We start from the raw sequence: 26,569 nt of genomic DNA, 5'->3' as shown, positions 1-26,569 counted from the left end.
TGATCAAATGATGACCGGCAAATCCCTTTCCGAACGTATCGGCGATCTTGGCCACCGCCTCGCGGTCGAGGCGCACGCCGCCTGGCTCGCCGCGCGCGACCCGCGCGTGCCCTGGCTCGCGCGCGTGCTGGCGATCGCGGTCGCCGCCTATGCGCTGTCGCCGATCGACCTGATCCCCGACTTCATTCCGGTGCTCGGCTGGCTCGACGACCTGATCGTCGTGCCCTTGGGCCTGCTCGCGGTCCGCCGCCTTATCCCCGCCCCGCTCTGGGCCGAGCTTCACGCCGCCGCCGAGGCGGCAAGCGAACGCCCGTCGAGCCGCACCGGAATGGCGTTCGTCCTGCTGCTGTGGGCGGGGCTGCTCTATATAGTCTATTGGAGCGTGCGGACGTCGCCCTGGCATTGACCAAGCGACGACCGACGGCTCCCGGCTATTCCGCCCCGTCGATCCGCAGCAGCTGCTTGCCTTGGCTGGCGCCGCTGAACAGGCGCAGGAAGGTCTGCGGGACAGCCTCGAAGCCATGCTGGATGTCGGTGCGATAGCGTATCTGACCACCGCGAACCCATTGCCCGAGCTGGTCCATCGCGGTGGGCACCCGATCCAGATGATCGAGCAGGATGAAGCCGCGCATCTCTGCACGCTGCGAGACCAGGCGCATCAGGTTGCGCGGACCGGGCGCAGGGCGCTCGTCATTGTAACCCGCGATGGCGCCGCACAGCACGATCCGGCCGAAACGCCCGATATGCGCGATTCCCGCTTCGAGCGTGGCGCCGCCGACATTGTCGAAAAACAGGTCGATCCCTTCCGGCGCGAGCGTCTTCAGCCGCGCGCGTATATCCTCGTTGCGATAGTCGATGGCCGCATCGGCGCCATAATCCTCGATCAGCCAACGGCATTTTTCGGGCCCGCCGGCGATCCCGATGACGCGCGCACCATGGAGGCGCGCGACCTGCACCGCGATCGATCCGACAGCGCCGGCTGCGCCTGAAACCAGCACGCAATCACCCGCGCCAAGCCGCCCGACTTCCAGCATCCCGACATAGGCGGTGAGGCTGGCCGCGCCCAGCACGCCCAACGCCTCTTCGGGCGCGACGCCGGGGGCTATTCGTACCGGATCGGCTTCGCCGGCCCGCGCGGCGACCGCATAATCCTGCCAGCCGAACAGACCCCGTACCATGGTCCCCTCGGGGTAAGCGGGGTTGGCCGAGGCGACCACGCGCGCAGCGGCGCTGCCGCGCACCGGCTCGTCGATCGCGATCGGCGGCATATAGCTCGCCACGTCATCCATCCAGCCGCGCTGGGCAGGATCGAAACCGAACATGAGGTTGCGGACGAGAATTTCCCCCGCGGCCAGATCGGGACGAGGCAACGGCGCGTCATATCGCCGGAAATCATCGACAAGCACCTGCCCCGCGGGACGGCGTGCCAGCAGCCATTGGCGATTGATCGTCTGTGCGGGCATGGCAACACTCCGGTGCCCGAAAGCGGGCAGGAATGTTATGGCTGCCGCTCACCGCCGTCGCCAGCCCGCCATTGTCCTGCCGCGCGCACATATTGTTTTCAGGGATGGCTGGCCGACTTCGACCTCACCCGCCGTGCGCGCGAATCCATTTCTCCACGACCGGCGCAATCTCCTCGCGCCACTTGCGGCCGTTGAAAATGCCGTAATGGCCGACGCCCTTGGCCATCAGATATTTCTTCTTTTCGGCCGGCAGTGCCTTGGCGATCGTCAGCGCCGCCTTGGTCTGGCCGATTCCCGAAATATCGTCGCGCTCGCCCTCGATCGCGAGGATCGCGATATCCTCGATCAGGCCGACATCGACCGGCTGGCCGCGATGCGTCATCTCGCCCTTCGGCAACAGATGGCGCTGGAACACCGCATCGACCGTCTGGAGGTAAAATTCAGCGGTCATGTCGCACACAGCGCGATACTCGTCGTAGAATTCCTTGGTCTTGTCGGCGCTTTCGCCGTCGCCATCGACCAGATGTTTGAACATCTCCCAATGGCTCATCATGTGATTGCCGAGGTTCATCGACATGAAGCCCGCAAGCTGGAGGAAACCCGGATAGACCCGGCGCCCGGCGCCCGGATACCAGGCCGGAACGGTCGCGATGACATTTTCCTGGAACCAGGCATAGGGCCGCGTCGTCGCATGCTCGTTCACCGCGGTCGGCGCCTTGCGCGTATCGATCGGCCCGCCCATCATCGTCAGCGTCTTCGGCCGGCACTTGTGCTTGTTCGCCGCCATGATCGCTGCGGCGGCGAGGCTCGGCACCGACGGCTGGCACACCGCGAGCATATGCGCGCCGGGGCCGATATGTTCGAGCCACGCGATCAGGTAATCGACATAATCGTCGAGGTCGAACTTGCCCGCCTCCAGCGGCACGTTGCGCGCGTCGCGCCAGTCGGTGATCCACACGTCGTGACCGGGCAGCATCCGCTCGACCGTGCCGCGCAGCAAGGTCGCATAATGGCCCGACATCGGCGCGACGATCAGCAGTTTGGGCGCATCTTTCGACCCCTTATGCTTGAAATGCTTGAGCTGACCGAAAGGCTTGCGCGCTTCGACTACCTCGGTCACTCGCACCGTCTCGCCCGCGACCTCGGTTTCGTACAGCTCGAACCCCGGCTTGCCGCGCGGTGCCGAAGCATGCGCGAACACCTCGAGCGCCGAGGCGAACATCGGGCTGCCGCTGAAATAGCCGAGCGGATTCGCCGGATGCTGCATCACCTGCGCGCCCGCTGTAGCGAGCGCGCTCGCCCCCGCGAGCCAGTTCTTCTGCATGTCAAAGGCGTGATACAGCATATTCGATTCTTCCTTGCGTGACCCCGGCGGCACTCTTCGGCGCCTGCGCATTGGTTAGCAGTCTAGGGGCTCCGTCTCATTGTGCAATGCATCAAAATCATTGCGAGGCGTACCGATTGCGAATAATCTTCCTGCCGCAGGCGCCTGCTGCGCCGATGGAGTGATTATGTCTGAGATTGCGGGCAACCGCTAACATCCCGGCGAAAACGGGATGTGCGTTGCGTGCCGACCCCGGTCGGCGCGCTGTTGTTGCATGCAAAATCCGGACATATCCCATGAATATCTCGAAAGCGGAGCAGCGTGTGCTCCATGTGCTGGCGCAGGGCGGCATGATCCGCCATCGCCGCGGCGAAGACGGCCATATCGTCGAGGCCCTGTGCTTCACCCGCGACGGCTTTGTCCTCGCCAGTACCGGCCTGCCCTTGTTCAACCGGCTGCGGCGCCGCGGCTTCATCGGCTCGCACGGCGGCGCGCCGTACCGCATCACGCAGGCGGGGCTTCGCGCCGTGCGCGCGCAGCTCGACAATCGCTGAAAAATGGGGAGCGCGGCATCTTTGCCGCGCTCCTTGCAGCGCGACTTCAAAGCGCTTGAAGCAGCGCCGCATTCTGGATCGTTGAGCGCGGTCTCTACCGCTGCTAGGGGCGGTGCGATGGCCAGCCAAACCGACCTTTCCGCCGCGAAAGCTTCCGCTGAATCCCGCCGCAAGCTCGGCAGCCTGCGCATGGTGTGGCATTATGCCAGCCGCTACCCGCTGCAACTGATCGTCGCTGCGATCGCGCTCGGCATCGCGGCGCTCGCGACGCTGGCGATCCCCTATCAGTTCAAGGAAATGATCGACAGCGGCTTCATCGCCGGCGGCGGCAACGTCGCACCGCATTTCCGGCTCTTCTATGCCATTTGCATCGCGCTCGCCGTCGCGACCGCACTGCGTTTCTATTTCGTGAGCTGGCTCGGCGAACGCACCGTCGCCGACATCCGCCAAGCGGTTCAGCAGAACCTGCTGCGCCTCGCCCCGGGCTTTTTCGAGGAAAACCGTCCGTCCGAAATCGCATCGCGCATGACGTCGGATACCGCGATCATCGAACAGGTCGTCGGTACCACCGTATCGGTCGCCTTGCGCAACACGGTGATGGGCATCGGCGGCATCATCTATCTGTTCAGCCTCTCGCCCAAGCTGACGGCGGGCATATTGCTCGGCATCCCCGTCATCATCCTGCCGATCGTCCTTCTCGGGCGGCGGCTCCAGAAGGTCTCGCGGACGAGTCAGGACCGCGTCGCCGACATCGGTGCGACCACCGCCGAACAGATGGGCGCGATGAAGATCGTCCAGGCGTTCGGTCAGGAAACGCGCGAGGCCGAACGTTTCACGGGCGCCGTCGAAGCCAATTTCGCGACCGCCAAGCGCCGCATCCGCCTCCGCGCGATCATCACCGCGACGGTCATCGGCCTGCTCTTCGGCGCGATCACCACCCTGCTCTGGTACGGCGCCGAGGGCGTCGCGCAGGGGACGATTACCGGCGGCACGATCGCCGCCTTCGTCCTCACCGGCGGGCTTGTCGCGGGCGCGTTCGGCGCGCTTACGGAGGTCTATGGCGACCTGCTCCGCGCCGCAGGCGCGGCTGAGCGGCTGAGCGAGTTGCTCCATGCCGAAGCGAGCATCGCCCCCCCGGCAAAGCCGCGCCGTTTCCCCGAGCCGCCCGTCGGTACGCTCGAATTCGCAAACGTCGAATTCCGCTATCCGACGCGCCCCGACGCACCGGCGCTCCACGATTTCAGCCTCGCGATCCGCCCGCGCGAAACGGTGGCGATCGTCGGCCCGTCGGGCGCGGGCAAATCGACGCTCTTCCAGCTCGCCGAGCGTTTCTACGATCCGCAGCGTGGACAGATCCTGCTCGACGGCGTTCCGCTAATCGAAGCCGACCCCGCCGACATCCGCGCGCGCATCGCGATGGTGCCGCAGGAAACGGTGATCTTCGCCGCCTCGGCCCGCGACAACCTTCGCTACGGCAATTGGGACGCCGGCGATGAAGAGCTATGGGAAGCCGCGCGCGCCGCCAATGCCGAAGAGTTCCTCCGCAAGTTGCCGCAAGGCCTCGACACCTTCATGGGCGAGGGCGGCGCGCGCCTGTCGGGCGGCCAGCGCCAGCGCGTCGCGATCGCGCGCGCGCTGCTCCGCCGCGCGCCGCTGCTCCTGCTCGACGAAGCCACGTCGGCGCTCGACGCCGAGTCCGAAAAGCTCGTCCAGGACGCGCTCGAAACGCTGATGCACGACCGCACGACGATCGTCATCGCGCACCGCCTCGCGACCGTGCGCGCCGCCGACCGCATCGTCGTGATGGACGACGGCCGCATCGTCGAGGAAGGCAAGCACGACGAACTCGTCGCCGCCGACGGTCTCTATGCCCGCCTCGCGCGACTCCAGTTCCAGGACAAATTCGCCGCCGCCTGACCACCCCGATCAACGAAGGATATGACGATGCTCTACGACCTTACCGTGCCGGCGTATCAGAACGGCCTGCGCGCCTTGTCGGGGGAGCTTTCGCGGGCCCGCACATGGGGCGAGGAGAATGGCATCGGCGAGTTGCAGTTCGCGGTCGCGCGCCTCGCGCCCGACATGTTCCCGCTCGCCGCACAGGTCCGCTTTACGTGCATCCAGGCGCTGCAGCCGCTCGCGCGCCTCGCCGATGCCGATGTCCTCGATTTTCCCGACGACGCGACCGATTTCGCCGGGATGCAGGATCAGATCGGGGCGGCCCTCGCCTTCCTCGACGCGGTCGATCGCGCCGCGCTCGGCGATGACGGGGACCGCGGGGTCAGCTTCACGCTGCCCAACGGCATGGCCTTCGACATGCGCGCGTTCGACTATGTCCGCGACTGGGCACAACCGCAATTCTACTTCCACCGCACCGCGGCCTATGCGGTGCTCCGCCATATGGGCGTCCCGCTCGGCAAGGCCGACTATGTCAGCTATATGATGCGCTACCTCCGGCCCGGAACAGCCCCCGCCGCCTGACGGGCGGCGAGAACCGGGCCGGCGATCAGATCAGGCCAGCGTAGCTGTGGATCCCGGGGAAGGCGAGTTTCGACCCGCCGTTGCGCCGGATCGCACCGATCGCTTCATCGACTCGCAAATAGCGTGCGCGAGCGTCGGGTTCGAGCAGGATCGCCGCAGGGTCGGGACGCTCCGCGGCTTGTTTTACCAACAAGCCGAGCTGCGCCAGGTCGACGGCCTCCTCATTCCAGCGGATCACGTCTGCGGTGTCGATCGTCACCCGATTCGCGTCGAGCACCTTCGCATCCGGCGGTGGCCCGGCGGGCAGCGTGACATCGACGCTGTGCGTGGGCGGCGGGATGGTGATGATGAACATCACCAGCATCACCAGCATCACGTCGATCAGCGGCGTCGTGTTGATCATAGGACTGGCATTGGGATCGGTGCGGAAAATGCTGCGGCGTCGGCGCATGGCTTCTCTCCCGGTTCGGGGAGGCGGTCCGCGACTATCGGGAGCCCACCCCGTCATCGAAGCAAGGGTGACCCTCGCTTCATCTGTAATGGTATATCATAATATCGCCAAGACAAGGGCAATTTCGACAATCTCGTCGCGGTGCACCTGCACGCGCCGCGCATAAAGAAAGGGCGGCACCTTCCGGTACCGCCCCTCTTTTCTTCCAGTCCCGGTCGGGGATGGAAATCGGTCTTACATGCCCGAGTTCGGACCGTAAGTGATTTCCACGCGACGGTTCTGGTCGTTGCGGACGCCGTCGGCGGTCGCAACGGCCGGACGGGTTTCGCCGAACGCCTGCGCGCTGATCGAGCCATCCGAGATACCGCGAGCGGTGAGATAGCTGCGAACCGCGGTGTTGCGGCGTTCCGACAGGCCGACGTTGTACTTGGCCGAACCCGAACGGTCAGCGTGACCGGCGAGCATGACCTGCGTACCCGTGCAACCACGGTTGTAGGCGCTGATCGCGTTGTCGAGCGTCGAAGCCGCTTCCGGCGTGATGTCCGACTTATCCCAGTCGAAGTACACGATGTACGGTCCGGGCTCACACTGCACGACCGGCGGCGGCGGCGGAGGCGGCGGGGGCGGCGGGGGCGGCGGGGGCGGCGGCGGGGGAGCCGGTTCCACCGGCGCCGGAGCGCCACCGAAGTTGAACGTCAGCGTGCCGAGGATCGAGTGCGAACGGAAGCGCGTCGAAACGTCGCGGCCGCGCTGGTCGACCAGGTCGAGGTTGTCGGCGTTGAAGAAACGATACTTCAGGCCAACGTCGATGTTGCTGCTCAGCGGAGCGCGGATACCCGCGATCGCCTGCCAGGCAAAGCCCGTGTCCGAATCGTCGAGGAAGTTACCGGCATAGACCGGCTCAACCGAAACGCGGGCAACACCGGCACCACCGCCGACAAAGCCCTGAAGGCCGTCGTCGTCGCCGAAGTCGAGCATGCCGTTGACCATGAAGCTCAGCGCATTGGTGTCGCCGGCGAGATCGAACGAACCGGTTGCCAGGTTGCCTGCGCCGCTAACCGACTGCGGGATGCCCGGGGTTGCGAAACGGCCCGACTTGATGTCGGCTTCACGATAGCCGACTTCGACTTCCGCGCGGAAACCGCCGAAGTCATAACCGACGGTGCCTTCGAAATCATAGCCAGCGCGATGATCGAGCGTACCGGCATTGTTGAAGGTGCCGATATCGAGGTCCAGGTCCTCGACGAGCATTGCGCCAGCACCCACACCAACATACCAGGAGTTGTCGCGCGCCAGAACGGGCGACGCCAGGGTGGTGGAGGCCAACGCCAGAGCGACGGCAAGCTTCCTCATAGTAATTCCCCTTTCAATTGAGATATACGTCTCGGCAGACGTCCTACTCGCCGCTTTGGTTCCGTGCAAGTGAACAAATCGTCAATCTGTTGCCAAAAAGTCGCACTAACAACGCGATCGAACGGAAATTCAGCCTGAAATCAGAAGACCCTGCGCGGCGAGGTGAAGGATCAACGTTGAGATGGCACTACGCGCTTCGGAGTCGATTGTCGACCCGCCCGCCGGTGGCTCGATCACGCCGGGCGCGATCCATGCACCCGCTTCGAAATGAAGCTGCACCCGGTCGGTCAGCCGGGTCACCGACATTCCCTCGCGCGGGGGCACGAAACGCCATCCGCCGGCGGTCCAAAGCGCCAGCGCATTTTCCTGATCCGCCCAAGCACCGGTCGGCGCGGCACCGACGATCCAGCATTGCCCGTTGACGGGGTCGGAGGGCGGAACGGCCAGCGGCCCCGCCTCGATCGCGGGATGGATCAGCGCGTCGAGCCGCGTCAAAGCCTCGTTATGCGTCACCTCCTTTTGCGCCTGTGCGACGGCAAGTAACGGTAACGCAAAACGCGATGTAGTGGGCATGTCGGTCATGGCTTATCCTTTCAGGTCAGCGGCAAGGACAATGGGGACGACAGTGCGAAGTCGCCCGCCTGGCGAATCTCGAGGGTGCACCCGGGCGGCAGTTCGGCGAGTTCGGCTGCGCCGATATCGAGCGTCGTCGACGCGCGCTCCCACGGGCCGATGCCGGCGACCGGCGGCGAAATGGCGATACGCCACACCTCACGGCTTTCGCCCATCGGCAGGTCGACATGGTCGCGCCAGCCGGTGTCGACGCGGCTGCGCCGGATCCAGCCGACCGTCACCCCGCCTGCGTCGTCGGGCCGGATTTGCCCGTGCACCGGCGCCAGCGGCCGCAGCGCCCCGCCCCATCCCGGTATCATGACCTCCGCCAGCGCCGTCCCGCCGCGCGGCGCCCATTGCAGCACCGCCGCGCCCGCTTCCGCCCATCCCGCGACCGTTTCGGGCAGCGTCAGCAGCGCGGGGTCGTCGAGCAGGACGAAGGGCGTACCCGCCATATGCAGCACGTCGGCCGCGGTGCCGGCACGCCCGCGCAGCAAGCGCGACAGGCGCCAGACCCCCGGCGCCACGGTATCGGCGGTGCCGAATTGCAACAGTTCGCCGCCCACCATCGCCCGGTTCGCGCCCCCGAGCAGGGCCGAATCGTCCACCGATTCGAGCGTCATCGCCGGATTGACCAGTTCGAGCAGCACGGTGTTCGAAAGATCGAACAGGCCCTCGGTCCCCGCGGCGAGCGGCGCAACAAGCTGCCCCAGCGCCGCCGCCGGCCGCAGCGTACCGACGGGGACCGGTTCCGTACCCGGCGCCGCGACGACCCAGCAATCGGCGCCGCGCCAGCCATTGTTGCTTCCGGCCCCCGCGACCAGGATATGCGGCGCCGAAGCAGCCGGACTACCGGTGTTTGGCAGGTCGAACAGATGCACCGTGCCCGCGGCATCGGGCCAATCGGGCGCAGGAACCGGAATCCCGGGCGACGCCGGAAGCTCGACGGCGGGCAGCGGCGCATGGCGCTTGAGTTCGAGCAGGATTTCGCGCGCCCGAACCGTCCGCCCCACCAGCCGCCAGGCACTGCCGTCGGCCAGCGTCACCACCCGGCCGACCGGCAGAGCGAGCGCCGCCAGGTCGGCGTGCCGGATCAGCGTCTCGCGGCCGTCGGCGGCGGCTCTCGCCAGCCGCTGGGCCAGCGCGCGCGCCGACGCCGCGGGCAGGACCGCGGGCAGGTCGATCCGCTCCTCGCGCACGCCGCCCCCCGCGACCCGGCTCGATTGCTGTCCAAGCTGGTAATCGCGCTCGGGTTCGTAATGGCGCAACCGGACCGAGCCGGGCAGCGCCGACAACGGCGCGCGGCGCTGCTCGGCCCGGTCGGCCTCCGCTTCGCCGCGGCGCGCTTCACGAAAATCGTCCATCGCCAACGCGGCACCCATCATCGCGGCGGGCGCCAGCCGCCACGGGCCGGAGCCGCTCGCCAATCGGACACCGTCGACGTCGAACAGCGGCGCCAGCGCGTCGCGCGCGCGGTCGCCCGACGCCGCATAGCCCGAAAAGCGCCAATCACCGATGCAAAGGCCAGCCTCGCCGAGCAGGCTGTTGCCGACCAATCCGGCATCGATGTTCCCGGGATCGGCCTCGACCTCGAAAGTCAGCGATGGAATCCGGTTGCCGAATGATCCCAGCTCCAGATCCTCGAACACCGCATAGGCGAGCCCGCGAAAGGCGCTCGCCGAACCGATCCCGAGCGCCGAGGCGACCAGCGGGTCGACCGCTTGGTCCTCGCCTCCGTCATGCCAGCGAAAGGTGCAGCGCTCCTGGAATGTCCCGCTCGATCCACGCAGCAGATTGCCATCGGCCCAGATCCGCCGGATCGCGCCGATCGGCCGCGACGACAGCGCCACCGCGAGCGATACCGAATAGCTATATTCGGTCGTTGACGGCCGCCCCTTGCCACCGCCCCTCTTGCTCCGCCGCTCGATCAGGTCGGTCGCCCAGATCACGCTCCCCGCGACGCGCATCGTCCCGAACAGCTGCGGGATTTGCTGGCCATAGGTCGACGCCTGCACTTTCAGGTCGACGAGCCGCGGCCCTTCGCGCCCCTTGGGTTTGAAAATCGCCGCATCGACCTGCTGGCCGATTGCCGCGCCGATCGCGGCTCCCACCGGCCCACCGACAATCCCGCCGACCACCGTCAGCACCAAAGTCGCCATTGCTATTCCCCGTTTGAAAGGCGCCATCGCACCGCAGCGCGCGCCAGCGCATCGAGCGGTGCCTCCACCACGCGGCGCAGTCCGGCATGGGCGTGAATCAAGGTCTCCGACCCCAACAGGCCGAGATGATATTGCCGCGCCGGATGCACGATCAGCACGACATCGCCGACGCGGGCTGCATCGACCACGGCGCAAAACCCCGCTTCGACCAGCGCCGCTTCGATGCGCGCCCGTGCCCAACCGCGCAGCGGATAGCCCACCGGCCGCACCAGCCGCCGCCCCGCCGCGGCATAGGCCGCCCACACCAGCCCCACGCAGTCGAGCCCCGTCGCCGGGTCGCACCCCTGCGGCCGGAACGCCGCCCCCACCATCGCCCGTGCCGCTGCAAAGGCGCGCGCGCCCGCATCATCCACCGGGGTAACGCGTCAGCAGGTCGTTGCCCGGCAGATGCGCTTCGCCGCGGAAATTCACCGCGTTGGCAAAGCGGTCGCGGCAGGTCGCGAGCTGCCGGTCGCATCCCTCGATCAACCGCACACGGACCGGAGCCGCCGGAACAAAGGCCGGTGCCTCTGCCAGGTGCAGGATCGCCCCGTCGGCGGCGATCACCGGGCTCGCCAGCCCGCAATTGGCCCCCTCGATCCACATCAGCTCGCCAAATCCCATGGCGCCTGCGACGGCGTTGAGCGTCACCGCGCGGCCGTCGACCGCGATCACACGCCGAAAATGCGTCAAGGGCGCGAGGTCGACGCGGCACGCGCGGTCGCCCAGCTCCGCCCGGCACGACGGCGACGTCGCGGGGCACACCGGCCGGTCGAGCAGCCGCGTCACCCCCTGCAATTCCGCCGCAAAGGCCGATCCGCGCCGCTCAATGGCGCCCAGCGATCCCCGCGCGACCGTCACCGGTGCGACGCCGGGCGCACTCCAGTCGGTCACGAACAGCTCCAGCTCCGCTCCGTCCCAGCGCCCGGCGTCGAGATCGCGCGCCGCGATCGCATCGCTGGCAATCGCGCCTTCCAGATCCATCGTCGCCGCGTCGAGGCTGTCACTCGTCTCGATCGCCGACGGCTTCATCCCCGGCGCGGCGCGATAGACGATCCCGCCCATGGCGATATCGCGGTCATGCGAGGTCAGCCCGATCACGACCCCGTCGCGCCGCGCCAGCCGCCAGCACCACGCGAGGGTGACGACTTCTTCGCGCAGCCATCCCGGCGCTTCGAGCATCACCATGGCGCCCGCACTTCGATCAGCGGCACGCTCGCCAACTCACCCGCAAGAAAGGTCGCACGGCTCACCTCCAGCCGGTCGTCGGCAAATCGTACCGGCACATCGAACAGAAAGCCCGCGCGCACCGCGACACCCGGGGCCGGCGCCGCATCGAGCAACACCTCGCCTTCATCGGTCACCAGAAACGCCGCGATCTCCAGCCCGTCGACCGACACGCGCACGCTGCCCTCGACCGGCAAGGCGACCCTGCGCACCTGCTCGGCATCACCGGCACCATAACGCTTCACCAAGGCAAATTGCCGACGCACGCCATCGCCGATCCCCAGCATCTGGTCACCCGCCGCCGGCAGTCCGCCATCGGCCGCCGAGCTGCCATCGAACGGATCGCGAAAGCGGAACGCCCGCGCCGCACCCCGCCGTGCGCGAAAAAAATCGGCAAGCAACCGCACATCGTCCTCCGACCGGATGCCCGGCCCCGCGTCATAGCGCATCCGCGCCTCCGCCCATTCGCTCGCGCGCTGCTCATGCCCCGACGGCGAACTCACGATCTGCGTCGAAAATTCGGTCGCGACCATCGCTTCGCGCCCGATCGCCAGCGGGAAATCCACCGCATCGAAAGCCTGCACCGCACCCTCCCCGTCAAATGTCACGAACCCGTCGCGCGCCACCTGCGGCAGCGCCCAGACAAAGGCGCGCGCCAGGCCGGCACGCCGCGCGCGATCGGCCGCATCAGCGATCGCCGCCCATTGCGCGCGATCTTCCGCGCGCGGCACGAAACCCGAAAAATAATGCTGATCTTCAATTGGATAACCGAGCCGCAGCACCATCGCCGCGCGTGCACCCGCAGTCTCCGCCCCGCGCCCGCCGGTCGCCCAGTCATAATCTTCGAGCTGCAGCACATCGAACGCCGGCGCCGCCCACCCGAGCGGTACATTGGCGCGCCGCACCGCGGGCGCCGCGGGGTCGAGAACGGTCGGCAGGTAAACGAGCAAATGACTGACCAGCCCCGCCGCCCCAGCCTCGTCGCGCGCCGCCGCAACCAAAGCCGCGGTCGATCCCGCCAGCAACACGCCCAGCGCATCGAGCATCGCCAGCTGCGCCGCGCCCAGTGCCCCGCGCACGTCGGCAATCGCCACGCTCGCCGACCCCAGCGCCGCCGTCGTCGCCGCATCATAGGCACAGATCCGCCCGCCCGCGGCGATCCACCACCATGGCTCGCCGACCTGGAATTTCAGCGGCAAGCCCGCCGCCACCGCAATCCCTACGAACGCCCGCGCAACCAGCTGCAAATATCCCATCGCCGCCGCATTCGCCGGGGAAAGCAAGGTCGACGGCGGCTCCCACCCCGTCAGCGCGGGCGCGCCCTCCGCATCGCGCTGCTTCCAGTCGGCCGGGCAATAGGCGTCGAACAGCTCGTAGGAGAGTGACCAGATCACGCCCAGCCCGGCATCGCGGCACGCCGCCGCGAACGCCGCATGCCACGCCGCGCACGGCGCGTTGAGCGCCCCGCCCGCAACGCTCGTGTGAAAACTGTCTCCCACGGCCTCGAGCCGCATATAATGGCTCATTCCGACATAATGGACGATGTCGCCGCGATAGCCGAGCTGCACCACCTGCCGCACCAGCCGCGCCGGGGTCAGGTGATAGCTGTCGTCATAGCCGCTCGCGATCCCGAGGCCATGTTCGGGCATCACCACATCGCCGATCGCCAGCACCGATCCCGATCCCGACACGGCGATCGCGCTCATCTCGGCCCAGCCCGCCCCCGGCGCCGCCAGCACGGCGTCGCCGCCGTCATAGTCTGGCGGCACCAGCGAAATGAACATCCGGTCGATGTCGCCCGCCCACACCGGGTCGGCCTCGCCGGGCAACAGGAAACCGCCGTTCAGCGAATCGAAATCGAGGGTGACGACCGCATCCTCGCCCGTCCCCACCGCATAATTCCACAGCCGTATATACCAGGCACGCGGGTTTCCCGCCGCATCGCGCCCCTCGATCGTCAGCGTCGGCCCGTGCAGCGCATCGAGCGGCTTGATCCCGCCCGAGCGCCACCGAAATTTGAGCTGGGTATGCCGGAAATCGCGTTTCGTCTCATAGGCGAGCAACGGATGGTCCCAGCGATCCTCTGCCTCCCAGATCAGCCCCGCAAGGTCCTGCTTGCGGTAAAACACCGCCTCGACGCGCAGCGCGCCCGGCGCATCGCTCGTCACGCTCGCCATCATCGGCCGCGCAAAATCGACCGTCCAGAAGCGCGGGTCGAACCGCTTGAGCCAGCCTTTCCGATGATGCGGCTCGGCGGCCGCCACGAGCGCCCAACCCATCAATCTTCTCCCGCCGCGACAGCGCGCCGCACCGCGCGCGCCAGTTGCCGCCCGGTTTGCGCCAGCCTTTGCGGCTCGCTCCCCGCGTCGCCGCGGACATTCACGGTGATCGCGATGTTGCGCGTGACCCCGCCCGCCGCCTCGATCCGGCCGCTCGCCGTCGGCACGAACAATTCGGGGCCGCGCTCGCCGACGCGATAGGCGCGCCCGGCGCTCACCGGCCCGCCCGTCGCGCGCCCCGGCGCCCCGAACAGCGCCATCGCGATCGACGTGCCGAGCGACAGCAACCCGCCGGCGCCGCCCCCCGATCCGCCACCGCCGCCCATCGCGGCGTTGATGCCGCCCGAAATCGCCGCGCGCGCGATGTCGTTCATCACCGACAGCGCCAGCCGTTTCAGGTCCTCGAACCCCATCTTGCCGCTGACGATCGCGCGCGACAGTGCGCGCTCGATCGCACGCCCCGCATCCTCGGCGCCCGCGACGAGCGGTCCGCCCAGCTCGGCGCGCAGCGCCGCTATGTCGCGCCGGAACGCGCCGGTGTCGGCGCGCACCGCCACGACCATCTCGTCGATCTCGTCACCCATCGGGAAACCTCTCCATCATTGCCGCGAGCGCCGCGCCATCGACCGGCGCGTCCGCGTCGGCCTCGACCCATCCGGCCAGCGCCGCGCGCACGTCGGCGGGGGTCGCCACCCAGAATTCGTCGGGCCGCCATCCGGCGACGCGCGCCATCACGCCGGCCAGCGCAACCGCCGCCCGGCCCAGCCGCTCGTCCGCCATCTCATCGTCCCTGCAATATCTGCCCCAGCAGCACGCGCAGCGCCGGGGTTACCGCCGCCAAACCCTCTGCGACGACCGCCTCGCCGACCGCCTCGCGCGTCAGCGTCTCGGGCCGCTCCTGTATACAGTGCCAGAACAGGCAGGCGAGTTCGCCCAGCGCCAGCCGCCCCTCGGCAGCGCGCTCGACCAGCGCGAACAGCGGCCCCAGCTCGGCCTCCGCCGCCACTAGCGCCGCAAAGCTCGGGCGCAGCACCAGCACGCGCCCGTCGACGCGCAGCTCGGCCTCGCCGCGCAGCGCGTTCGCGCCGCTCACAAGCTCACCACCGCGCCGCTCGACTCCAGGTTCAGCGTGTAGTTGCGCTCGCCATTATAATCGCCGGCATAATCGAGCCGCGTGACGAGGAAACGCCCGCGCATCCGCTCGCCACTTTCAAAGCTCAGCTCATAGTCGTCGAGAACCCCCGACAACGCCGCGCCGCGCAGTCGCACCTCGGCGTCCGACCCGGTAAAGATACCCGCCGCGCTCACCGAAACCGACCGCACGCCGGCCCCCGACAACAGCTCGCGCCAACCGCCCGAATCCTTGGTCGTGACGTTCACCGCGTCGCCGTTCACCGACATCTGCGTGGTGCGCAGGCCCGCGACAGTCCGATACGTGGGCGGCACGTCGCCATCGCCGATCTTCAGCAGAAAATCGCTCCCATTTTCAATCGCCATCGTCTAATCTCCTCGGGTAAAAAATCATCCGCTAACGGGGAGTCGCAGGATGCTGATCACGACAATAGTTTTGGCGCTCATGGCGCAGTCGCCCTCGGCGACGGTCGACACGACGCGCGCCGCCTTCACCAAGTGCCTGCGCACCGACATGAAGAAGGCGCTCGAAGCCAAGATGGAAGAGGCCGAATATGAGATGACGGTGAAGGCGAATTGTTCGACCGAACGCGAAGCCTTCCGCAAGGCGGTGATCGCGCTGGGGCGCTCGGGCGGCGATTCCGAAAAGGTCGCGGGCGAGGACGCCGAGATGCAGATCGACGATTACCACGCCAATTTCACCGACAAGTTCAAAGATTATAAATCGACCAACACGCTGCCGGGCGACTGATCGCTCCAACTAGCCCTTCCCTTCGGGGGAGGGTTTTCACGCCGCGAGACACCGGCACCGCACGACCATCTCATGCCGCCAGCCGCCGTCGCGGGCGAAGGTGAAGCGCGTCCGGATCGTCCGCGCCCCGACCACCGTCCAGGCGCCGGCCGGACCGCGCATCGCCTGCGCCACGGCATCGATCCGTGCCGCCGCGACATCGCCGTCCGCACCGTCGACACCGACCAGCATCAGCGTCAGGCGGACCTCGCGCCCGGCGCGGTCCTTGGTCCCCCAGTCGCTGCCCTCCGCCGTACCCACCATGACATAGGGCGCGGTGGCGCGCGGCGGGGTGCCGTCGAAAATGCCGTGGACCAGCCCCGCCAGCGCCGCGTCCTTCGCCAGCAGGTCCAGCGCCCGCGCCCGCAGCGCGCCTTCGGCGCTCGTCATTGCCCGCCCCCCAGCGTCAAGCGCCGCCACGGCTGCCACAGCGCCGCGATCGCTGCCGGCGGCGCCGCGCCCGCACCGTCGCGCGCATCGTGCAAATGCTGCGTCATGCGAAGGATTCCCTGGCGGATTGCCTCGGGAATATGGTTTGCGCCGTCGGCGATTCCCGCACGATACGCGACGCGCGCCCGCACCGCACCGCGCGGATCGTCGATCGTCACCCGCGCCGTGCCGTCGCGGCCAGTTGCCGTCCGATAGTCGCCCGCGGCCAGCGCCCTCTCGCTGCCATCGGGCAACAGCAGGTCGACCGCGTCGATCCCCACGACCGGCCGCACGCCTGGCTGGATCACGCCGCCCGGCGCCACCGGCAGGGTTTCCTCGCCCGCCCGGACGATCAGCCACTGGCCGATAAAGGCTTCGCAGACGCTGGTCGCGGCGCGAACGAGCCCCGCCACCACCGCATCGTCGATCGTCGCCCCCAGCCGCAGCCAGCTACGCGCCTCGTTCAGGCTGATCGGGGCCCCGCCCGGCACCAGACTTTCCGCCATCATCGCTCCTCCACCCGCACCGTCATCGACCGCTCGTCGATCTGCCCGTCGCTCAAGGTCACGCGGTTGGTGACGCGATAGACACGCCCCGCGACCCCGCCCGCCAGCGTCGCAGTCGCGCGCATCAGGTCGTGCGCGGCGCCCGCAACCGCGACGCCGCCCGCCTCGTCCGGCCCGACCGCCCACGCGCTCGCGATCACCGCCTGCCCGTCGGGATAGGCGACGGCCCAGTCGAATTCGAAATCGATCCGGCTGTCCGGATCTTTCACCATCATCGTCATGCCGGTCCTTTCGTTCAGGGTTTGCGGATGATCACGCGGCGACCAGCCTCGCGGACCAGCGGCACACCGACTTGCGGCGCCGCGGGCGCCGGGCCGCTCCATTCGCTGGCGAGGTCGCGGCGCGCGACGTCGCCGATCGCGCGCGAACCCAGCGCCGATCCGCCGGTCATGCCGCGGCCTCCAGCGCCGCGATTCGGCGCTCCTGCGCGGCGATCAGGAACAAGGTCAGCTGGTCGGGGCGCAGGCCGAAACGATATCCGGCGGCACGCACACACCGCTCCGAACCATCGGGATCGGTTGCGACCGCAGCGTCCCACGCGTCGCAGCACAAAAAGGCATAGCGCACGGCTCCGGGCTGCCCGTCGGCGTCGAGCGGCGCGATCAGCCCTTCGTCGGCCATGATCGCCCACACCGCCTGCGCCCGGACGCCGAAATGATAGCGAGCGCCATCGGCGCCCTTTTCGGCGATCGCGTCGTTCCACTGGTAAAAGCCCAGTTCGGCGACGATGCGCGCCGCGGCGCGCATTTCGGCGTCGCTCGCGCCGCCGCGCCACCTTTTGTCGCGCGCATCGGACGTGTTGATCACCCCCGTCGCGGCGAACAGAAGCGACCAGCGCGCTGCGGCAGTGCCCAGCGTCTGGCCCCCGTCGATACCCGGCCGAAACGCGCCGCCGGGTTCGGCGATCAGGCGCGGTGCCCCCGCCGTCACATCGTAAAAGATCAGCGATCCGACCCCGACGCCGCCGACATTCTGCCCGATCCGCCAATCGCGGTCGGGGGTCACGATGCGCAGCTGCGTGTCGGTCGCGCCCGCGTTGGTCGCCTCGACCGTCACGAGCGTTGCATTCGGCTGCACGACGTGCAGCGCGGCCGCCGGCGCGCTCGTCCCGATACCGAGATTTCCCGACGCCGACAGGCGCAACCGCTCGGTCCCGCCCGTCGCGATCGCGATCATGTTCGCGCCCGGACGGAACAGTCCGCAATCGGGGTCGGCGGCAAAGCTGACCGCGGGCGCCGCCGCGCTGCCGTCCCCCGCGCCGAGCGGACCGCCCAGCAAATGGCGTCCGTCGGCGCCGCGGAACGGAATGGTCGCCAGCGGCACATTCACCCAGCCGTCGTCGCGGCGGACGGTCACCAGGTCGCTCGTGAGAGCATTCGCTACGGCGCCATGCGTCGTCGAAAGCGGCTGCTTCGCGGCAAGACCGGTTTCCAGCGCCCCGATCGCATCGTCCTGCGCCGCTTCGCCGGTATCGCTTGCGGCGAACCAGCTCGCCCCGACGGTCAGCGCGATCGTCTTGAGGCCGGGAAGGAAGTCGACCGTCGCGCCGCCGCTCGACGACGCGGCGACGCTGTCGCGGACCAGCCGGCCCAGCGCGTCGATCCGCCCCTCGCCGGCTTCCCACTGTTCGGGATGCGCGATTCCGGCGACGGCGCAATGAAATAATGTGTTCGCCGGAACGGCGCCCGCAAAGCGGCGATGGCCCGGCACCGCGCCCGTGGGCATCAGCGGTCCGGTCCCGCCTTCCTGGCACAGCTCGCGCACCAGGTCGGCGAAAAAGGGGGTCGGCATGGCAGGGCCATCCTTTCCAGTATCGATAGCAGGGAAATTGGCGCCCGGCGCGGCTTCCGAAAGGGAAGAAGCCGGCGCCGGGCGCCCATCGCGCGCCAGATCAGCTGGCGGCGAACTTCATCAGCTTGATCGCCTGCGAATCGATGATCGCACCGCCGACCCTCTTGGTTGCATAGAAATGCACGAAGGGCTTGTTGCTGAACGGATCGCGAAGGATGCGCGTCTCGCCGCGGTCGGCGACGAGGTAGCCCGCGCGGAAATTGCCGAACGCGATCGACAGGCTGTTCGCCGCGACGTCGGGCATGTCCTCGGCCTCGACCACCGGATAGCCGAGCAAGGTCGCGGCCTGCCCCTCGACCATCCCCGGCTGCCAGATGAAGGCGCCGTCGGTCGTCTTGAACTTGCGGATGCGGGCGAGCGTATCGCTGTTCATCACCCAGCACGCCCCTTGCCGGTACGGCGCCTTCAGCGAATGGACGAGCTCGACCAGTCTGTCCTGCGGGTTCGACGCCGGAAAGGCACCCGCCATCCCCGTCGCGAGATGCTGCAACGTCCCGAAGGCGCGCACACTGTCGATCTCGTTCGTCGTCGCATAGGTCAGGAAGCCCTTCGGACGGTTCGTCCCGTTGCCGTTCACGAACGCGCTCCCTTCCGCGACGGCAAACTCGCGCCCCAACTGCTCGGCCAGCCAGTCCTCGACGTTGAACATCGCATCGTCGAGCATCGCCTGGCTCGCCGCCGGATTGGCGTAGAGCTCGCCCGACGGCGGCACGATCTCGGCGAAGCTGCGCGTCGCGGTCTCGGGCCGCGCCGCGGTCTCGCCGACCCAGCCCGCGCCCATCGATCCCGTGGCGACCAGCTTGCGATATCCGCTCGTCCCCGTCTGCACGACGGTCGCGATCGACCGGATCGGCGACAGCGTCTTCAAGGTCGCCGCGATCGATCCGTCGATCTCGCGCGGCACCGCAAAACCGCCCTCGCCGCCGCTCGCGCCCGACAGGCTCTTCATCTCGACGCCCGCGTCGATCCCGCGCCGCAGATAGCGCTCAACGAACGCATCGCGCGCCGGATCGGCCGCCTTCGCGCCATCGAGCGGCAGCCGCGACGCCGCGACCGCCTGCGCGTCGACCTGTGCCTTCAACGCCGCCACCGACGCCTTGAGATCATCGACCGCCTCGGCCGCCAGCACCGCATCGAACGCGCCGTCGAGCGCGTCGGCTTTCACTTCCATATCGTCCATTCTCGTCACTCCTTCACCACCTGAATCACCCGCGCGAGCGGCTGCATCGGCGCCGCGACCAAGCTCACCTCGGCGAGGTCGAGCGCCACCAGCTCGCGCGGATTGTCGCCGCGCGAAGCCTGCACGCGGTACCCAAAGCTCAATCCGGTCAGCGCGCCCGCCGCGACGAGCTTCGCCGCCGCCGGATGCGTCACCCGCGCGACGACGCGCAGTCCGCGCGCATCCTCCGCCAATGCCTCGATCACGCCGATGCTGGCGCCCGGGCGATGCTGCCACAGCAAAGGCACCGCACGCCGTTCGCGCAAACTCGCCGCAAAGGCCCCGCTGCGCACGACATCGCCGCCGCGGTCGACGCGGTCGAACACCGACGCATAGCCCGCAAAGCGGACGCTCATTTGAGCAGCCCCGGCAGCCCCAGCTTCATCGCCAGCCCGACGACCAGCAGCGCGAGCATCCCGCGCACCGCCCAGTCGACCACCGCCGCCCACACACTCTTCTTCGCATCGCGCCACGCACCCAGCAGCTGGCGCAAATCGCTCACATCGTCGCGCGCCGCCTCGTCGGCGAGGCCCAGCCTTGCCAGCGCGCGCCGCGCGCCAAGCTCGCTCGCCTCCTCGACCACCGCGCGTAGCAACGCCGCGTCAGGCGCGCCGGCCACACCCGTCCCCGCCAGCGCGATCAACCGCGCCAGCGCTTCGTCTTCATCCATGTCGATTTCTCCGGTTAGTCGACGCCGAGCAGCGCCTTCTTCTCATCCGCAGTCAGCCAGTCCGCCGCCGACACCTCGCGCCATAGCGCCATCCGGTCCTCGGCCAGCGCCGGCACCCGGTCGAGGTCGACGCGCAGCTCGGCACCATCGAACCACCCGCTCAAACCCTGCGCAATCGCGCCCAAAATTTTCGCGCAAAGCGGCAGCACCGTCAGCCTCCACAGCGCGCGATTGGCCTCGCGATAATTGGCGTAGGTCGCATCGCCCGGCAGTCCGAGCAGCATCGGTGGCACCCCGAACGCCATGGCAATCTCGCGCGCACTGCTGTCTTTCAGCGCCAGGAAATCCATCTCCGCCGGCGACAGCGACAGCGCCTGCCACTTCAGCCCGCCTTCGAGCAGCAAAGGTCGCCCGGCATTCGCCCCGCCCGCGAAACTCTCCGCCAGCTCCTCGCGAAGCCGGTCGACTTGCTCCGCCGACAAGGGCATCCCCTTGTCGCCCGGATCATGCACCAACGCCCCCGAAGGCCGCGCCGCATTGTCGAGCAACGCCGCATTCCACTTCGCCGCCGCATTATGCGCCGCGATCGCGCCAGCCGCCGCGCCCAGGCACCCCGTGCCATAATGATCGTCGAGCGGATGCAGCGCCTTCACATGCACCACCGCGACGCGCCCCGCGCCATCCTCGGCGGGCAGCACCGCCGCCGACCCACCGGCCTTATACCGATAGGCGACCGGCCACCCGCGCGCGTCGGCCTCCACCGTCACCCGCTCGGGCCGCAGCGCAAACAGCTCCGCCGGCGCCCCCGCGCCATCGGTCAAAATCTGTACATAGCCATTGCCGTGCAGCAGCAACTGCGACGCCAAAGTCTCGACCAGCCCCTGCCCACCCGACGTCGCCCCGAGCAGCGCCGCCAGCGCCGGATCGCTCGCCACCACCGGCGCGCTGCCGGCAGCCTCGGCGACCAGCCGCACCGCCCGCTGCACAATCGCGTTGGACAGATAGCCCTCGCGCACCTGCGCCTCCCAACTCAACGGCGCGGGCGCGCTCCAGCTCCCATACACACGCGACAAAGCGGGCCGCGCAGCCACCTGCGCAGCCTTGCGGCCAAACCAGTTCATGATGATCTCCTATCCGTCGCCCGGCGACGCGCTACTTCCAGCTAACCTCACCTAAACCCGCCGGACCCCTGGCTCGCGCCCCTTCCGCTTCGCCCCCAGCAAAGCCGCCAGCGCCCAGACGCAGGCATCCGCCCGATCCGGCGAGCGCCCCGGCCCGGCATAGCCGCCACCCACCTGCAACCCGCAAAGCTGGTCCTCCAGCTCTGCGAATACCCCCGCATGCACCACGTCGCCGCGCTCATAGGCAATCGCGACCGGTTCTGCCCGCCGCGCCTTGCCGACACTCGCATGGACCGGCACCACGGGCAGCGTGCAGTCGGCCTGGCGCAGCGTGCCCTCGACCATCTCGCCGCCCATATTGCTCTCGGCGACGATCCGGTCGGCGCCCCAGCGCGCCGCAGCCGCGGCGGCGGCCTGCGCCCAGACGCCGGGCGGCGGATTTTCAACGCTCGCATCCTCGACCACCGCCAGCCGCCCGTCACGCAGCAACGCCGCGACCACGATCCCGCACGCGTCGCCGCGGCTCGTCGCGGGCGGATCGACCCCGATCACCACGCGCACCGGCTTGCCGATCTCCGCCGCCACAACGCGGCACCGCTCGACCAGCCCCCGCGTCCACAACGCGCCCTCGACATCCTCGAGCAGCTCGCCGTCCAGCTCCTGCCGTCCCAGCCGCGTGCCGCCATAACTCGCCAGCATCGCCTCGACGAAGTTCGAGGGCAGATAGGCGTTGTCGTTCGTCCCGCCGCGCGTTTCCTCGAAGCCGGGAAGCGCCATGATCCGCCGCATCAGCGCGGTCGGCCGCGGCGTCGTCGTCACCAGCACGCGCGGCGCCTCGCCCAGACGCAGCCCCATCACCAGATTGTCCCACGCCGCATCGCCCTGCGGCCATTTCGCCAGTTCGTCGCACCAGGCGACATGATGCTCGGGCCCCCGCAGATTCTCCGCCGCCGCCGCCGAATAGAGCGTCGCCACCGCGCCGCTGTCGAAGTGCAGCTCGCGCAGACTTTCGCGCCAAAGCGGCCCCTCGTCCGACCGCGCGACCGCCAGCAAACCGCTCGGCCCCTCGATCATCACCCGCCGCCCGTCAGCATCATTCGCCGCGACAAGCGCGATCCGCGCACCGGGCAGCATCCGCGCCCATTCGCTGATCCATTCGGCCCCGGCGCGCGTCTTGCCGAACCCCCGCCCGGCGCGGATCATCCATATCCGCCAGTCACCCGGCGGCTCGCATTGCCCCTCCTGTGCCCAGCCCTGCCAGCGTTCGATCAATTCGCGCCGGTGTCTTCCCGAAAGGTCGCGCATCAGCCGCCGAAGCTGGCCGGGGCTGAGCCCGCTCAACTGTCCGAGAACGTCACCGACGACATCACGCGTCGCCTGCGCCATCGCTCAAAGCTGGTCCCAGCCGCGCTGGCGGCGAAGCACCGCCAGCCGTTTCAGGATCGCCTCGTCGGTCTCTTCGGACGTCGGCATCCGGCCCTTGCCCGGCCGGTTGGTCTTGAGCCGTCCGCTGCGAACGCTCCCTTCATGCCGCCCGAGCAGGCGGAGCGCCTGATCCATCGTCATCGGCTCGACGATCGGCCGGTCTCCGCCGTCGGTCGCATCGGGACGCAGCCCCTCAACCGCGGCCAGCGCCGCCTGAACCAGCCCCATCTCCAGCCGTTGATACCCGTCGTCGAGCGCGCGTTGCCATGCTGCAGCAAAGGCCGCGTCGCGCTGCCGCATCTTGTACACCGTCGACAGGGCAATCCCCGCCCGTTCCGCCGACAGCGATACATTGCACGTCTCGCTCAGCGACAGGATGAAGGCGTCACGGCTGCGCTGGGACGTTTCGCGGCGCGACCGCTTCGTCTTGACCAGCAACCGGTTCTTGCCGCCCATCACAACCAGATCCATCGCCCGACCTCCAGACGCAACCGGGCCGGAACATCTTCCCGTTTCGGAAAGGCGCCGGCCCGACTCGCAATTCTTCATGATGTGACACTTGTGCCATATCAGCGTGACGATGTCAATATATTTTTACCTATTTGGTTCTTTTTCTCTCGCAAGTTTCGACCGCGACGGGCGTCGCGATGTCATGCCCCGTCGGGAACGACGATCTCGAGCCCGGCCTTGACCGTGTCGAGCACGACAAGCGTGCGAAATGTCTCGACCACCGGATTGTCGGCGAACAGCCGCCGCGATATCGCCTCATAACTCGTCATGTCGGGAACGATCATGACGAGGATGAACCCCGCGCTGCCCGTGACATAATAGCATTGCTGGATTTCGGGCGTCGAACGGAACAGCGCCTTCGTCGGTTCGACGATCGAACTGCGGTCATTCTGCAGATGAACCTCGACAACGACGGTGATCGCCGCCTGCAACGCGTCGGGCGCGAGGACCGCGACATTCGCCATGATGATGCCGCTCGCCTCAAGCGCGGCGATCCGCCGCTGCACCGCGGCGGGGGACAGGTTGACCTCCTCGGCAATCGCGCGCTGCGGCGTCCGGTTGTCCTTTTGCAGGATGCGGAGAATCGCCCGGTCGAACCGGTCGAGATTGCGCCCCGGCCGGGTGGATGCTGCGTTCATCTAGGGTTCTCCGGGTCAAAATTGCGCAAAGGCGCCCATCTTTGCGTCCAATCATCGCTTGGACGGGTATATTATGTGCGCCATGTCGACCGCTCAAGCCGTTTCGCCGCGCAACAACGCAACCCTGTGGGGAAGTGCCGCCGCGTGGGGCTCGCTGCTGTCGATGAATTTCGGCGCCGGGCTCGCCAAGCATCTTTTCCCGGTGATCGGCGCCTATGGCATCACCAGCCTGCGCATCACGCTCGCCGCGATCATCCTCTGCCTCATCATCCGGCCGTGGAAGCGGACCGGCGTCCGCCAGCTTTCGCCCGCGCTGCTCGGATATGGCGCCGTCCTCGGGCTGATGAACCTCCTTTTCTATCAGGCGATCGCCCGTATCCCGATCGGCATCGCGATCGGCATCGAAGTCATCGGCCCGCTCGCCGTCGTCGTGATGGGATCGCGCAGCCGCCGCGACTTTCTGTGGCTCGCCGCCGCCGCGGCGGGGCTGTTCCTCCTGCTCCCGCTCCGCGCGGACAGCGCGCTCGACCCCGTCGGGATCGCCTGCGCCGTCGGCGCGGCCGCCTGCTGGGCCGCCTATATCCTCTGCGGCAAGCAGGTTTCGGCGACCCTCGGCCGCGACGCGGTCGCGTGGGGGATGGTGATCGCCGCGCTGATCACTTTGCCCTTCGGTCTCGCCGTATCGGGGACGCAGCTGTTCACGCCCTGGGCGTTGGGCGTCGGTATCGGCATCGCCGTCCTGTCGAGCGTCCTGCCCTACACACTCGAAATGGCGGCGCTGCGCCGCCTTCCCGCGCATGTCTTCGGCATTTTGCTCAGCGCCTCGCCCGCGGTCGGCGCGCTGGTCGGCTATGTCGTGCTCGGCGAAAAACTGACCCCGATGCAATGGCTTGCCATCCTCTGCATCATCTTCGCCGCGTGCGGCAGCGCGATCTCGGCATCGCTGCCGCGGCGGACGCCCGGCGACCTGCCCATCTAGTCAGGCGGCCCATTCGGCGGGGTCCGATTCCTCGCCGATCAGCGCGAGGCCGTGCGCGATCGAGGTGAGTTCGCCGCCCGTCGCGATACGATCCTCGCCGAAGCGCCGCTCGAACAGCGCGCGGATCGCGGGGATCAGCGACGAACCGCCGGTCAGGAAGACGCGGTCGATCGCTTCGGCCGTCGTTCCCGCGCGGGCCAGCGCCTGGTCCATCGCGGCTTCGATGCGGCGCAGATCGTCCGCGATCCATTGCTCGAAATCGGCACGGCGCACATCGGCACCAATCTCGATCCCGCCGCCCGCGAAGTGGAATTCGGCATGCTCGCTGCCCGACAGCGCGCGCTTGAGGCGGCCCACGGCGTCATAGAGCGGGAAGCCCTGCTCATGCTCGATCAATGCGATCATGCGGCCGATCAGTTCGGGGCGCTCGGCGTCGCGTTGCAAGCGGCGGATCTCGTCGAGCGTCCGGCGGTTGCGCATCATCGCGAGCCGCGACCAATCGCCGAAATCGGAGAAATAGCCGCCGGGAATCTCCAATATCTTGTCGAACGACCGGTAATGACTGCCCTTGCCGAGCAGCGGCAGCACGAGCCGGTCGACGATGCGATAGTCGAAACGGTCGCCCGCGATCCCGATCCCCGACGAGGCGAGCGGGACGCAGCGGCGCGGGCTTCCGGGCGCCGCAACGCGGACGATCGAAAAGTCGGTCGTCCCGCCGCCGAAGTCGGCGACGAGGATCGTCGCGGGCTCGGTCAGCCGCGAGGCATAGCTGTGCGCCGCGCCCAGCGGTTCGTGGACATAATAGATTTCGGTGCCGAACGCCGCGAGCATCGCATCGTATCGCCGGCGCGCGAGTTCGGGGTCGGGCCGCGCGCCGGCATATTCGACCGGACGGCCGACGATGACGCGGCGCGGCCGCTCGTCGAGCGCGCCGCCGGCATGCGCGACGAGGCGCTGGAGGAACAGGCGACCCATATCCTCGAAGCGGAACGGCTTGTTGAAGATCATCGCGCGCTCGAACAACGGGCTCGCGGCGACGCTCTTGAACGACTGGATAAAGCGGCTGTCGAGCGGCGACTGGAGATATTCGTCGATCGCCCACGGCCCCGCCTCGTGCGCGATCCCGTTCCAGCCGCGCTCCTCTTCCCAGAAACAGAGCGCCGAGCGGAACACCGCATCGCCTGCGTTGCCGAACGCGACAAGCCGCGTTTCGCCCGCGCCATCGGCCAGCGCCACAACGCTGTTCGTCGTGCCGAAATCGAGGCCGAGCGCGCTCGCGGCCGCCTTGTCCATGACAC

General features: G+C 68.3%; 32 protein-coding genes. 6 read left to right on the top strand and 26 right to left on the bottom strand.

What is annotated here, in order from left to right:
* Positions 1-10 precede the first annotated feature (10 nt).
* Positions 11-406 carry a YkvA family protein gene (locus VGN62_RS10165; protein ID WP_327453373.1) on the top strand — a complete coding sequence of 132 codons (396 nt, stop codon included), beginning with the start codon at positions 11-13 and terminating at the stop codon, positions 404-406.
* A gap of 25 nt (positions 407-431) precedes the next feature.
* Here the strand turns inward: VGN62_RS10165 and VGN62_RS10160 are convergent, their stop codons facing one another.
* Both VGN62_RS10160 and VGN62_RS10155 read right to left on the bottom strand, forming a co-directional pair.
* A complete protein-coding gene (locus VGN62_RS10160; protein ID WP_327453371.1) occupies positions 432-1,463 on the bottom strand; it encodes an NADP-dependent oxidoreductase in 1,032 nt (343 codons plus the stop codon).
* Between the two features lie 124 nt (positions 1,464-1,587).
* Positions 1,588-2,808: a polyhydroxyalkanoate depolymerase gene (locus tag VGN62_RS10155; RefSeq protein WP_327453369.1), complete on the bottom strand. Its 1,221-nt coding sequence runs from the start codon at positions 2,806-2,808 to the stop codon at positions 1,588-1,590.
* A 275-nt stretch (positions 2,809-3,083) separates the two neighbouring features.
* Between VGN62_RS10155 and VGN62_RS10150 the strand changes: the two genes are divergently transcribed.
* From VGN62_RS10150 to VGN62_RS10140, 3 genes are all read left to right on the top strand, one after another.
* Complete coding sequence (locus tag VGN62_RS10150; protein WP_327453367.1) at positions 3,084-3,341, top strand: YjhX family toxin; 258 nt, start codon at positions 3,084-3,086, stop codon at positions 3,339-3,341.
* Positions 3,342-3,458: 117 nt separating this feature from the next.
* A complete protein-coding gene (locus VGN62_RS10145; RefSeq protein WP_327453365.1) occupies positions 3,459-5,258 on the top strand; it encodes an ABC transporter transmembrane domain-containing protein in 1,800 nt (599 codons plus the stop codon).
* 27 nt (positions 5,259-5,285) lie between these two features.
* On the top strand, positions 5,286-5,822 hold the full coding sequence (locus tag VGN62_RS10140; protein ID WP_327453363.1) for a DUF1993 domain-containing protein: 537 nt from the start codon (positions 5,286-5,288) through the stop codon (positions 5,820-5,822).
* Between the two features lie 25 nt (positions 5,823-5,847).
* Here VGN62_RS10140 and VGN62_RS10135 read toward each other — a convergent pair whose 3' ends face one another.
* The 11 genes from VGN62_RS10135 to VGN62_RS10085 form a co-directional block, all read right to left on the bottom strand.
* Positions 5,848-6,225 (bottom strand): biopolymer transporter ExbD, encoded by a 378-nt coding sequence (locus VGN62_RS10135; protein ID WP_327453361.1) that lies wholly within the window; start codon positions 6,223-6,225, stop codon positions 5,848-5,850.
* 282 nt (positions 6,226-6,507) lie between these two features.
* Positions 6,508-7,626, bottom strand: coding sequence for an OmpA family protein (locus tag VGN62_RS10130; protein ID WP_327453358.1), 1,119 nt, complete (start codon positions 7,624-7,626; stop codon positions 6,508-6,510).
* Positions 7,627-7,755: 129 nt separating this feature from the next.
* On the bottom strand, positions 7,756-8,208 hold the full coding sequence (locus VGN62_RS10125; protein WP_327453356.1) for a DUF2793 domain-containing protein: 453 nt from the start codon (positions 8,206-8,208) through the stop codon (positions 7,756-7,758).
* 11 nt (positions 8,209-8,219) lie between these two features.
* The gene (locus tag VGN62_RS10120; protein WP_327453354.1) at positions 8,220-10,397 is read right to left on the bottom strand and encodes a phage tail protein; all 2,178 of its coding nucleotides are present in this window, start codon (positions 10,395-10,397) and stop codon (positions 8,220-8,222) included.
* Between the two features lie 2 nt (positions 10,398-10,399).
* Positions 10,400-10,810 carry an NlpC/P60 family protein gene (locus VGN62_RS10115; RefSeq protein ID WP_327453352.1) on the bottom strand — a complete coding sequence of 137 codons (411 nt, stop codon included), beginning with the start codon at positions 10,808-10,810 and terminating at the stop codon, positions 10,400-10,402.
* A complete protein-coding gene (locus tag VGN62_RS10110) occupies positions 10,803-11,618 on the bottom strand; it encodes a DUF2163 domain-containing protein (protein ID WP_327453733.1) in 816 nt (271 codons plus the stop codon). The genes VGN62_RS10115 and VGN62_RS10110 overlap by 8 nt, the downstream gene beginning before the upstream one ends.
* Positions 11,618-13,942 (bottom strand): DUF2460 domain-containing protein, encoded by a 2,325-nt coding sequence (locus VGN62_RS10105; protein WP_327453350.1) that lies wholly within the window; start codon positions 13,940-13,942, stop codon positions 11,618-11,620. Before VGN62_RS10105 ends, VGN62_RS10110 begins: the two co-directional genes overlap by 1 nt.
* Positions 13,942-14,526: a tail tape measure protein gene (locus tag VGN62_RS10100; RefSeq protein ID WP_327453348.1), complete on the bottom strand. Its 585-nt coding sequence runs from the start codon at positions 14,524-14,526 to the stop codon at positions 13,942-13,944. Before VGN62_RS10100 ends, VGN62_RS10105 begins: the two co-directional genes overlap by 1 nt.
* Positions 14,519-14,722, bottom strand: coding sequence for a phage tail assembly chaperone (locus tag VGN62_RS10095; RefSeq protein WP_327453346.1), 204 nt, complete (start codon positions 14,720-14,722; stop codon positions 14,519-14,521). Before VGN62_RS10095 ends, VGN62_RS10100 begins: the two co-directional genes overlap by 8 nt.
* A gap of 1 nt (position 14,723) precedes the next feature.
* Positions 14,724-15,035 carry a gene transfer agent family protein gene (locus tag VGN62_RS10090; protein ID WP_327453344.1) on the bottom strand — a complete coding sequence of 104 codons (312 nt, stop codon included), beginning with the start codon at positions 15,033-15,035 and terminating at the stop codon, positions 14,724-14,726.
* The gene (locus VGN62_RS10085) at positions 15,032-15,439 is read right to left on the bottom strand and encodes a phage major tail protein, TP901-1 family (RefSeq protein WP_327453342.1); all 408 of its coding nucleotides are present in this window, start codon (positions 15,437-15,439) and stop codon (positions 15,032-15,034) included. The genes VGN62_RS10090 and VGN62_RS10085 overlap by 4 nt, the downstream gene beginning before the upstream one ends.
* A 49-nt stretch (positions 15,440-15,488) precedes the next feature.
* Here VGN62_RS10085 and VGN62_RS10080 point away from each other — a divergent pair, with 49 nt between their 5' ends.
* Entirely contained in the window at positions 15,489-15,824 is a 336-nt protein-coding gene (locus VGN62_RS10080; RefSeq protein WP_327453340.1) for a hypothetical protein, read from the top strand.
* A 36-nt stretch (positions 15,825-15,860) separates the two neighbouring features.
* Here VGN62_RS10080 and VGN62_RS10075 read toward each other — a convergent pair whose 3' ends face one another.
* The 12 genes from VGN62_RS10075 to VGN62_RS10020 form a co-directional block, all read right to left on the bottom strand.
* A complete protein-coding gene (locus VGN62_RS10075) occupies positions 15,861-16,253 on the bottom strand; it encodes a DUF3168 domain-containing protein (protein WP_327453338.1) in 393 nt (130 codons plus the stop codon).
* Positions 16,250-16,798 (bottom strand): head-tail connector protein, encoded by a 549-nt coding sequence (locus tag VGN62_RS10070; protein ID WP_327453336.1) that lies wholly within the window; start codon positions 16,796-16,798, stop codon positions 16,250-16,252. Before VGN62_RS10070 ends, VGN62_RS10075 begins: the two co-directional genes overlap by 4 nt.
* Positions 16,798-17,079, bottom strand: coding sequence for a hypothetical protein (locus VGN62_RS10065; protein WP_327453334.1), 282 nt, complete (start codon positions 17,077-17,079; stop codon positions 16,798-16,800). The genes VGN62_RS10070 and VGN62_RS10065 overlap by 1 nt, the downstream gene beginning before the upstream one ends.
* 14 nt (positions 17,080-17,093) lie before the next feature.
* On the bottom strand, positions 17,094-17,249 hold the full coding sequence (locus VGN62_RS10060; protein ID WP_327453332.1) for a hypothetical protein: 156 nt from the start codon (positions 17,247-17,249) through the stop codon (positions 17,094-17,096).
* Entirely contained in the window at positions 17,246-18,649 is a 1,404-nt protein-coding gene (locus tag VGN62_RS10055; protein WP_327453330.1) for a tail fiber domain-containing protein, read from the bottom strand. The genes VGN62_RS10060 and VGN62_RS10055 overlap by 4 nt, the downstream gene beginning before the upstream one ends.
* 100 nt (positions 18,650-18,749) lie before the next feature.
* Positions 18,750-19,889 (bottom strand): phage major capsid protein, encoded by a 1,140-nt coding sequence (locus VGN62_RS10050; RefSeq protein ID WP_327453328.1) that lies wholly within the window; start codon positions 19,887-19,889, stop codon positions 18,750-18,752.
* A 5-nt stretch (positions 19,890-19,894) separates the two neighbouring features.
* Entirely contained in the window at positions 19,895-20,284 is a 390-nt protein-coding gene (locus VGN62_RS10045) for an HK97 family phage prohead protease (protein ID WP_327453326.1), read from the bottom strand.
* Complete coding sequence (locus VGN62_RS10040) at positions 20,281-20,598, bottom strand: DUF6127 family protein (protein WP_327453325.1); 318 nt, start codon at positions 20,596-20,598, stop codon at positions 20,281-20,283. Before VGN62_RS10040 ends, VGN62_RS10045 begins: the two co-directional genes overlap by 4 nt.
* Before the next feature lie 14 nt (positions 20,599-20,612).
* A complete protein-coding gene (locus VGN62_RS10035) occupies positions 20,613-21,719 on the bottom strand; it encodes a phage portal protein (protein ID WP_327453323.1) in 1,107 nt (368 codons plus the stop codon).
* Positions 21,720-21,770: 51 nt separating this feature from the next.
* Positions 21,771-23,105 carry a DNA-packaging protein gene (locus VGN62_RS10030; protein WP_327453322.1) on the bottom strand — a complete coding sequence of 445 codons (1,335 nt, stop codon included), beginning with the start codon at positions 23,103-23,105 and terminating at the stop codon, positions 21,771-21,773.
* A 3-nt stretch (positions 23,106-23,108) separates the two neighbouring features.
* The gene (locus tag VGN62_RS10025; RefSeq protein WP_327453321.1) at positions 23,109-23,615 is read right to left on the bottom strand and encodes a hypothetical protein; all 507 of its coding nucleotides are present in this window, start codon (positions 23,613-23,615) and stop codon (positions 23,109-23,111) included.
* 179 nt (positions 23,616-23,794) lie between these two features.
* Positions 23,795-24,292 (bottom strand): Lrp/AsnC family transcriptional regulator, encoded by a 498-nt coding sequence (locus tag VGN62_RS10020; RefSeq protein WP_327453319.1) that lies wholly within the window; start codon positions 24,290-24,292, stop codon positions 23,795-23,797.
* Positions 24,293-24,374: 82 nt separating this feature from the next.
* Between VGN62_RS10020 and VGN62_RS10015 the strand changes: the two genes are divergently transcribed.
* Entirely contained in the window at positions 24,375-25,271 is an 897-nt protein-coding gene (locus tag VGN62_RS10015; protein ID WP_327453317.1) for an EamA family transporter, read from the top strand.
* On the opposite strand, the gene VGN62_RS10010 is transcribed toward VGN62_RS10015, so the two are convergent.
* Positions 25,272-26,564, bottom strand: coding sequence for an Hsp70 family protein (locus VGN62_RS10010; protein WP_327453315.1), 1,293 nt, complete (start codon positions 26,562-26,564; stop codon positions 25,272-25,274). It abuts the gene before it with no gap.
* Positions 26,565-26,569 lie beyond the last annotated feature (5 nt).

This window comes from Sphingopyxis sp., from assembly GCF_035998905.1.
Lineage (GTDB): Bacteria > Pseudomonadota > Alphaproteobacteria > Sphingomonadales > Sphingomonadaceae > Sphingopyxis.
The sequence above is the reverse complement of the archived record's forward strand: the minus strand, read 5'-3'. Positions and strand labels throughout refer to the sequence as shown.

Coding starts and splice junctions, on each gene's coding strand:
- VGN62_RS10015 (WP_327453317.1), top strand. CDS start 24,375: ATGTCGACCGCTCAAGCCGTTTCGCCGCGCAACAACGCAACCCTGTGG.
- VGN62_RS10075 (WP_327453338.1), bottom strand. CDS start 16,253: ATGACGAGCGCCGAAGGCGCGCTGCGGGCGCGGGCGCTGGACCTGCTG.
- VGN62_RS10045 (WP_327453326.1), bottom strand. CDS start 20,284: ATGAGCGTCCGCTTTGCGGGCTATGCGTCGGTGTTCGACCGCGTCGAC.
- VGN62_RS10130 (WP_327453358.1), bottom strand. CDS start 7,626: ATGAGGAAGCTTGCCGTCGCTCTGGCGTTGGCCTCCACCACCCTGGCG.
- VGN62_RS10020 (WP_327453319.1), bottom strand. CDS start 24,292: ATGAACGCAGCATCCACCCGGCCGGGGCGCAATCTCGACCGGTTCGAC.
- VGN62_RS10085 (WP_327453342.1), bottom strand. CDS start 15,439: ATGGCGATTGAAAATGGGAGCGATTTTCTGCTGAAGATCGGCGATGGC.
- VGN62_RS10035 (WP_327453323.1), bottom strand. CDS start 21,719: ATGAACTGGTTTGGCCGCAAGGCTGCGCAGGTGGCTGCGCGGCCCGCT.
- VGN62_RS10135 (WP_327453361.1), bottom strand. CDS start 6,225: ATGATCAACACGACGCCGCTGATCGACGTGATGCTGGTGATGCTGGTG.
- VGN62_RS10030 (WP_327453322.1), bottom strand. CDS start 23,105: ATGGCGCAGGCGACGCGTGATGTCGTCGGTGACGTTCTCGGACAGTTG.
- VGN62_RS10155 (WP_327453369.1), bottom strand. CDS start 2,808: ATGCTGTATCACGCCTTTGACATGCAGAAGAACTGGCTCGCGGGGGCG.
- VGN62_RS10070 (WP_327453336.1), bottom strand. CDS start 16,798: ATGGCGGAAAGTCTGGTGCCGGGCGGGGCCCCGATCAGCCTGAACGAG.
- VGN62_RS10100 (WP_327453348.1), bottom strand. CDS start 14,526: ATGGGTGACGAGATCGACGAGATGGTCGTGGCGGTGCGCGCCGACACC.
- VGN62_RS10080 (WP_327453340.1), top strand. CDS start 15,489: ATGCTGATCACGACAATAGTTTTGGCGCTCATGGCGCAGTCGCCCTCG.
- VGN62_RS10095 (WP_327453346.1), bottom strand. CDS start 14,722: ATGGCGGACGAGCGGCTGGGCCGGGCGGCGGTTGCGCTGGCCGGCGTG.
- VGN62_RS10145 (WP_327453365.1), top strand. CDS start 3,459: ATGGCCAGCCAAACCGACCTTTCCGCCGCGAAAGCTTCCGCTGAATCC.
- VGN62_RS10140 (WP_327453363.1), top strand. CDS start 5,286: ATGCTCTACGACCTTACCGTGCCGGCGTATCAGAACGGCCTGCGCGCC.
- VGN62_RS10060 (WP_327453332.1), bottom strand. CDS start 17,249: ATGACCGGCGGATCGGCGCTGGGTTCGCGCGCGATCGGCGACGTCGCG.
- VGN62_RS10040 (WP_327453325.1), bottom strand. CDS start 20,598: ATGGATGAAGACGAAGCGCTGGCGCGGTTGATCGCGCTGGCGGGGACG.
- VGN62_RS10120 (WP_327453354.1), bottom strand. CDS start 10,397: ATGGCGACTTTGGTGCTGACGGTGGTCGGCGGGATTGTCGGTGGGCCG.
- VGN62_RS10010 (WP_327453315.1), bottom strand. CDS start 26,564: ATGGACAAGGCGGCCGCGAGCGCGCTCGGCCTCGATTTCGGCACGACG.
- VGN62_RS10065 (WP_327453334.1), bottom strand. CDS start 17,079: ATGACGATGATGGTGAAAGATCCGGACAGCCGGATCGATTTCGAATTC.
- VGN62_RS10050 (WP_327453328.1), bottom strand. CDS start 19,889: ATGGACGATATGGAAGTGAAAGCCGACGCGCTCGACGGCGCGTTCGAT.
- VGN62_RS10150 (WP_327453367.1), top strand. CDS start 3,084: ATGAATATCTCGAAAGCGGAGCAGCGTGTGCTCCATGTGCTGGCGCAG.
- VGN62_RS10025 (WP_327453321.1), bottom strand. CDS start 23,615: ATGGATCTGGTTGTGATGGGCGGCAAGAACCGGTTGCTGGTCAAGACG.
- VGN62_RS10160 (WP_327453371.1), bottom strand. CDS start 1,463: ATGCCCGCACAGACGATCAATCGCCAATGGCTGCTGGCACGCCGTCCC.
- VGN62_RS10105 (WP_327453350.1), bottom strand. CDS start 13,942: ATGGGTTGGGCGCTCGTGGCGGCCGCCGAGCCGCATCATCGGAAAGGC.
- VGN62_RS10110 (WP_327453733.1), bottom strand. CDS start 11,618: ATGCTCGAAGCGCCGGGATGGCTGCGCGAAGAAGTCGTCACCCTCGCG.
- VGN62_RS10125 (WP_327453356.1), bottom strand. CDS start 8,208: ATGACCGACATGCCCACTACATCGCGTTTTGCGTTACCGTTACTTGCC.
- VGN62_RS10055 (WP_327453330.1), bottom strand. CDS start 18,649: ATGCCGACCCCCTTTTTCGCCGACCTGGTGCGCGAGCTGTGCCAGGAA.
- VGN62_RS10165 (WP_327453373.1), top strand. CDS start 11: ATGACCGGCAAATCCCTTTCCGAACGTATCGGCGATCTTGGCCACCGC.